At 58.5% G+C, this 5,452-nt stretch carries 5 protein-coding genes and 4 pseudogenes; 6 read left to right on the top strand and 3 right to left on the bottom strand.

Annotation, left to right across the window (positions count from 1 at the left end; all coding sequences use genetic code 11):
• Nucleotides 1-276: pseudogene (locus BLT27_RS18780) on the bottom strand (IS5/IS1182 family transposase); the annotation flags it as partial.
• 355 nt (nt 277-631) lie between these two features.
• On the opposite strand from BLT27_RS18780, the gene BLT27_RS20560 reads away from it, so the two are divergent.
• The 6 genes and pseudogenes from BLT27_RS20560 to BLT27_RS18755 all read left to right on the top strand — a co-directional run.
• Nucleotides 632-820: a DUF8012 family protein gene (locus BLT27_RS20560; protein ID WP_089736646.1), complete on the top strand. Its 189-nt coding sequence runs from the start codon at nt 632-634 to the stop codon at nt 818-820.
• A gap of 91 nt (nt 821-911) precedes the next feature.
• On the top strand, nt 912-1,292 hold the full coding sequence (locus BLT27_RS18770; protein WP_089736644.1) for a hypothetical protein: 381 nt from the start codon (nt 912-914) through the stop codon (nt 1,290-1,292).
• Between the two features lie 69 nt (nt 1,293-1,361).
• Entirely contained in the window at nt 1,362-1,553 is a 192-nt protein-coding gene (locus BLT27_RS19455) for a hypothetical protein (RefSeq protein WP_139172438.1), read from the top strand.
• Nucleotides 1,554-1,592: 39 nt separating this feature from the next.
• Nucleotides 1,593-2,870 carry an MFS transporter gene (locus BLT27_RS18765; RefSeq protein ID WP_217639196.1) on the top strand — a complete coding sequence of 426 codons (1,278 nt, stop codon included), beginning with the start codon at nt 1,593-1,595 and terminating at the stop codon, nt 2,868-2,870.
• Between the two features lie 18 nt (nt 2,871-2,888).
• Complete coding sequence (locus BLT27_RS18760) at nt 2,889-4,115, top strand: HAD-IIA family hydrolase (protein ID WP_089736642.1); 1,227 nt, start codon at nt 2,889-2,891, stop codon at nt 4,113-4,115.
• 33 nt (nt 4,116-4,148) lie between these two features.
• Nucleotides 4,149-4,541: pseudogene (locus tag BLT27_RS18755) on the top strand (DUF6735 family protein); the annotation flags it as partial.
• Nucleotides 4,542-4,672: 131 nt separating this feature from the next.
• Here BLT27_RS18755 and BLT27_RS19450 read toward each other — a convergent pair.
• Nucleotides 4,673-5,080 (bottom strand): annotated as a pseudogene (locus BLT27_RS19450) (RNA-guided endonuclease InsQ/TnpB family protein); the annotation flags it as partial.
• Nucleotides 5,060-5,452 (bottom strand): annotated as a pseudogene (locus BLT27_RS20000) (IS5/IS1182 family transposase); the annotation flags it as partial. The pseudogenes BLT27_RS20000 and BLT27_RS19450, both read right to left, overlap by 21 nt.

Here is a 5,452-nt window from a genome sequence, read left to right as displayed (position 1 = left end):
CATACTGATCCGGTCGAACGCTTTACACAACGTGGATGGAGCGGGGAGATCGGCCTTGCTGAGGCCGATCTCCCCGGTTATTTGTGGCATCTCCTTCAGCAGGTCAATCGTCATTCGGTAGGACGTATCGAGGTAAATCCGCAGACAGTGGAGGGAAACGAGGGCATAGTCGGCGAATCCGCCGCCACCTTGCGGGGCGGCGGATTCGTCTCCATCACCGGTAACAACTTGGGCTATCGGCACAATCTCACCAGTGAAGCGGGAGATTTGTGTCATAGGTAACCGAATCTCTCCGCTTCAACTCCTTTGATTTAGCGACCCATCTCGACGCCGTCTAGTGATTCAACACAGCCCTCCAATTCCTCTCATACAGCCTCGTTGCTGCGGGAGTGTACTACTTTTTCTCTAACACATCGTGGCGTGGCGCGATTTCGTTGGGGCTTGCTGCTGGACTTACTGTGACACTCGTCATTTATTGGCTGGGTTCGGGTGAATAGGCGATTCTCAGACCGCAGTACCGTTAGATTCGCAGAGATACCTAACGGCTATTTCACCACTGTTGGTTCATAACTAATCAGATTTCGCCAAACCGGTAATGCTTTTCATGCCGTGAATTGGTGAGGCGTTTCCAATAGATCCAGATATCGAACAAGGATATCGGCTGCATCAGATACTCAGCAATCTCAACCGACTCGACGTCGACCGATTGGACGACGCGGATCGAGAGCGAGTCGAGACCGCGAGAGACCTCTTGGAAGAGGTGAGCCTTCTCACGCGGCCGGGCGACGGAGCCAGGGCGGACGCCCACGCAGATTCCTAACTGGAGTCCCCGGCCACGACCAGGGAGGCAACTCTCGCGTCGGTTTATCGCCCCCGACAGGGGTGCGGGGGCGACCCCGTGAACTCCAGACATGGCGACACTGCAAGCTGCGACAACGTCGACTGGCGCGATCGTATCGGATCGACAGGCAGTCCGCGAGCTCTGTGAGAGCTACTGCTTCGGGAGGCTCGACTGGGAGGTGACCGAAGACGGGGAGCTCACCATCTGGGGGTACGACGACTTTGAGGTGTACGAGACGCGGGAGAACGGCCTCCCGGACTACGAGGGCGGCATCGTGACCCACGAATTCCTGCGAGAACTCGCCGAACACCTCAAAGGCGACGAGGAACTCGACATCCAGACGGCCGGGTTTACCAAGTGCCGCTTCCCAGTGCTGGCGAAGCGGTACGTCGTTCGCGACGGCGAAGTCCTCAACGCGGACCTCAGTTCCCCCGACCCGATCGACGAGTAGGGTTGTTCGCCCCCGAGAGGGGCGCAGGGCGATCCAGTCGCGGTCGTCAGCGTCAAATGGTGATGAGATATGACTGAACTCACAAAAACGCTGAAACTGAAACTGGTAGATTCGAATACACACAAGCGGGGGAAGTTCCGGAAGACGCGTGACATACCAGCAGACGTTCCGAGAGGCCTTCGCCGCTACTGTACTGCTCTGGGGGAAGCGAACGATGCCGTGGGTGACTACCAGCTGAGTAGTTACGCGAAGGAGCCCTGAAGCGGTATGTCCGGCTTCTAACGACGACCTGTGGGGCAGATGAACTCAGTAACGATTATACCCATAACCCATATCGGCTTCTCGGCGGCAATAGCCAAACGAGAGAAAGTGCAGATGGAGACAGGTCGCCTCAAGTGGCGGTATTATGTATATTCCCTCACCGAAACCCAGGGACTCATCGCTCCAGTCTGGGTGCTATTGCTCCAAGCACGGGGACTCTCATACACCGACATCGGGGTTCTTGGCGCGTTGTATTGGGCGGTTCTCGTTCTCGCTGAAATTCCGACCGGATATCTTGGTGACCGTCTCGGCCGCCGACAGAGTTTACTCGTGGCGGCAGTGGTGACGGCACTCGGTATCGGTGGCCTTGCCCTTGCACAGACGCTGCTGCCGCTCGCGCTCGCGCTTGCGACCTGGGCCGTTGGGATTACTTTTCGGTCCGGGACAGCTGATGCGTGGCTCTACAGTGCCCTAGCGCAGGCTGGCGCGTCGGAAACCTACACCGATGTCCGCGGCCGGGGACGCGCACTCAAACTAGCTGCAACCGCGGTAACGGCGGTCGTCGGTGGCGTTCTCTACAGCCGACTGATTATCGCCCCGTTCGTGCTTACCGCCGGATTGTTAGCGATCAACGCGGTCATCGTACTCTCCTTTCCGACGATTTCGGACACTGCAGACCAATCACAGTCGGAATCGTGGCGACTTGCGATGACGCGAGAAGACTTGAAGCACCTCTTCGATCAGCCAGGGGTGCGAGGCTTCGTGGGGTACACAGTGCTGCTCTTTGGCCTCGTTGAAGTCGCGAGAACGTTCATCCAGCCAATCGTCGTTGGAAGTCAGGTCGGGCTTCCCGTTGCTGCGGTCGGGGGACTGTATGCGAGTTTTAATCTCGTCGCTGCCGGGGCGAGCGCTACCACCGGCAGGATAGAACGTACTTTCGGGCGCCGTCGCTGGTTTCTCGTAGCCCCGTTTCTGCTGGCTGGGAGCTTTATGTTACTGCCGGTGTCTCCAGTTCTCGCTGTCCCCTCGTTTATTGGAATGGAGGCGATCTGGCAAGTCAGCAAGACATTTCAGTCTAGTGTTGTCAACGAACGGACCCCAGATCGCCGGCGAGCCACTATCCTAAGCGTCGTGTCAATGGCCGGTGGTGTGGCCGCAATTAGTTTCCGAGCCATTGGGGGTGTACTGGCCGATCTGCGTGGCCCACTCCTAATGCTCGCTGTGCTCGCGTTCGTGTTTGCGGTCGGTGCCGGGGCCTTGCTGACAGTCACTCCGGAGGTCGTATTCAGGCCGGCAGAGACAGATACAAGTGAATGATACCACGACATAATTACAATGATCGCCGACCAGTTTGAGACGTTCCTATTCGACCTTGACGGCGTGATCTACCTTGGGAATGAAGCGCTTCCCGATGCCGTTAACAGTGTGAATCGACTCCACGAACAGGACAAGCAAATTCGATTTTTCACGAACGATCCACGACCGACACGGGACGCGGTCGCATCCCGGCTTCGTGCACTTGGAATCGAGGCTGATGAAGAAGAGATAGTAACAGCAGCCTGGGCGGCTGCAGCCCATCTCCGTCAAGAAGGGATTACCAAGGCGGCAGCAGTCGGGAGTGAAGGGCTGCGGACTGAGATCCGTCAGCAGGGAATCACAGTCACTGACGAATCTCCAGAGGCAGTCGTTGTTGGAGCTGATGAACAGACATCATATACAGACATTAGACGAGCAACACGACACATCGATGATGGTGCACGGTTTATTGGAACGAATCCTGACGGTGCGTTCCCAACCCCTAACGGTCCCGTACCCGGTGCGGGGGCTATCGTTCGCGCGGTCGAAACAGCGGCAAGGACCTCACCCACTGTCGTCGGTAAACCCGAGCCCCTGATGTTTGAGGTGGCTCTCGAGGGAACCTCCGGTGATCAGGATGGAGTCGTCATCGGCGATAACCCAGCAACGGATATTCTCGGGGCTCACCGCGCAGGTCTTACCGGAATCCTTGTCGCAGATGAAGCGCCAACAGCAGCCTCACGACGGGATTTCACGCATCCCGACGCAGTGATTCAATCGCTTGCGGATCTATTCTCGCACACAGTAACCTCTTGGACCGATCCCCAGTACTCGTGGCCAGAGGACATTCGACCGGGGGTAGGTGCGGTCGCCTCGAACGGGTCAGGTGAGGTGTTGCTGTTGAAGCGGGCCGACAAAGAACAATGGGCACTTCCGACGGGAACGGTTGAACGAGGCGAGTCGGTCGAGGAAGCAATTTCGCGCGAGATGCGAGAAGAGACAGGCCTTCACATCACGGTCGAACGCCTCACTGGGGTGTACTCCCACCCAGAACAGCAGGTGTTCTCGTATCCGTCCGGAGAGACGGTTCACTTCGTGACGAACTGTTTCCTGTGTAGCGTCGACGGCGGCACGCTTGAAGCAGATCAGGATGAGGCACTTGAGGTTGGGTTCTTCGACACGGATCGACTTCCGAGTCAAATACTATCGATGCACCCTCGGTGGATCGCCGATGCGGTAGAGGGCACCGGTGTTTCAGTTCGATAGAGTTCATCTTGGACAGCACACGGCTACTACAAGCTCGACGAGATCGTCGCTGACCATCTCGACTACCTCCACCACGAGGCGTTCTTCGCGGTGTCGACGACGTTCGAGGTGACCGCCTATCGGACGCTGTGGTTCGGCTTCCAGTACGACTCAGAGACGGTCGAGCAGGGAGAAACAGTCGGGAACGGTGCGCTTGCGACGGTGCGTTGGTACGACGGCGAGCCGGTCGGCGACGGCCACCTCCAGGGACAGTTCGCGGCCCTCAAAGACGTCGTCGGCGATATGCTCGACAAGGGCGTCTTCACGCCGTCGACGGCGAGACAGTACCTGAAACGGAAGCTGGCCGAGCGAGTCGGAGACCGACAGGAGCTGCTCATTCCGACTGGAGAGTCACCCTTCGAGAAGGCGAGCCTCAACCACTCCTAGGTCGATCTGCTTCGTGGCAGCTGCTGTTTTTCAGGGGGCGGAATAGGTGATCTCCGCCGTAGGCTCGTGATTCGGTCACCTACTCCGCCCGAAAGGACGAAGCTTGTCGGTGGACTCCCGTTCTGGCCACCCTAGCGGTTGGCAGGCGAGTAGCCGCCATTCACGTTCAGCGTCCCCGACTTCAGGGCGAGGTGACGTGTCGCCCCTCCGTGCGGAGACTTTTGCCCCGCACGGAGTAACCGAAAGCCGATGTTCTTCGCTGCGTTATAGTCCGCGTTGATCTCGTACCCGCACTTCTGACAACAGAACTTCGCTTGTGACGGGCGATTCTCGTCCAGCGTTGTCCCGCACTTCGAGCATCGGTTGGACGTGTACGCTGGATCCACCTGTATGGCTTCGATACCCTCCGCTTCGGCCTTGTACACCGTGTAGTCGTACAAGCGGCGGAACGCCCACGCATGGAATTTCTTCGCACCCGGCATCCGGTCGCGGATGTCCGTCAACCCCTCGAACGCGATGCGGTCACACCGCTTGAGGTAATGGTTCGACGCCTGCCGGCGGTCGAAGTGGGTGGCGTCGATAGCGGCGTGACCGGATTGGTCGAGCAGCTCCGACGAGAGTCGGAGCAGCTCTCGCCAGATGCGCATCGGCGCCCGGTCAAACGACTTGCAGAGCGCGGATGGGCCGGGGAACTCGCCGCGCTCGAGAACGAGCGCGGCTCGTACCCGCTCCATCTCCTCGGCCCAGTCGAGGACTTCTTGGAGCGTTGCGTCCATGTGAAGCCGGAGAAAGTGCAGGACGGCGTGCTTCCAGCCGGCAACCCCGTTGCCGGCTGGATGGCTGATCTGCATTAGCGCAGCATCAGTAAGTTTTCGTGCTATCGAGACAGCTTGTTTAACGAAGCGGAAGAG

This window comes from Haloarchaeobius iranensis (assembly GCF_900103505.1).
In the GTDB taxonomy this organism is placed as follows: Archaea; Halobacteriota; Halobacteria; order Halobacteriales; family Natrialbaceae; genus Haloarchaeobius; species Haloarchaeobius iranensis.
This window is presented reverse-complemented; position numbering and strand designations above follow the sequence as displayed.

Bases quoted from the DNA above. Each gene is read 5' to 3' on its own strand.
- BLT27_RS18760 (WP_089736642.1), top strand. From the start codon at position 2,889: ATGATCGCCGACCAGTTTGAGACGTTCCTATTCGACCTTGACGGCGTG.
- BLT27_RS19455 (WP_139172438.1), top strand. From the start codon at position 1,362: ATGACTGAACTCACAAAAACGCTGAAACTGAAACTGGTAGATTCGAAT.
- BLT27_RS18765 (WP_217639196.1), top strand. From the start codon at position 1,593: ATGAACTCAGTAACGATTATACCCATAACCCATATCGGCTTCTCGGCG.
- BLT27_RS18770 (WP_089736644.1), top strand. From the start codon at position 912: ATGGCGACACTGCAAGCTGCGACAACGTCGACTGGCGCGATCGTATCG.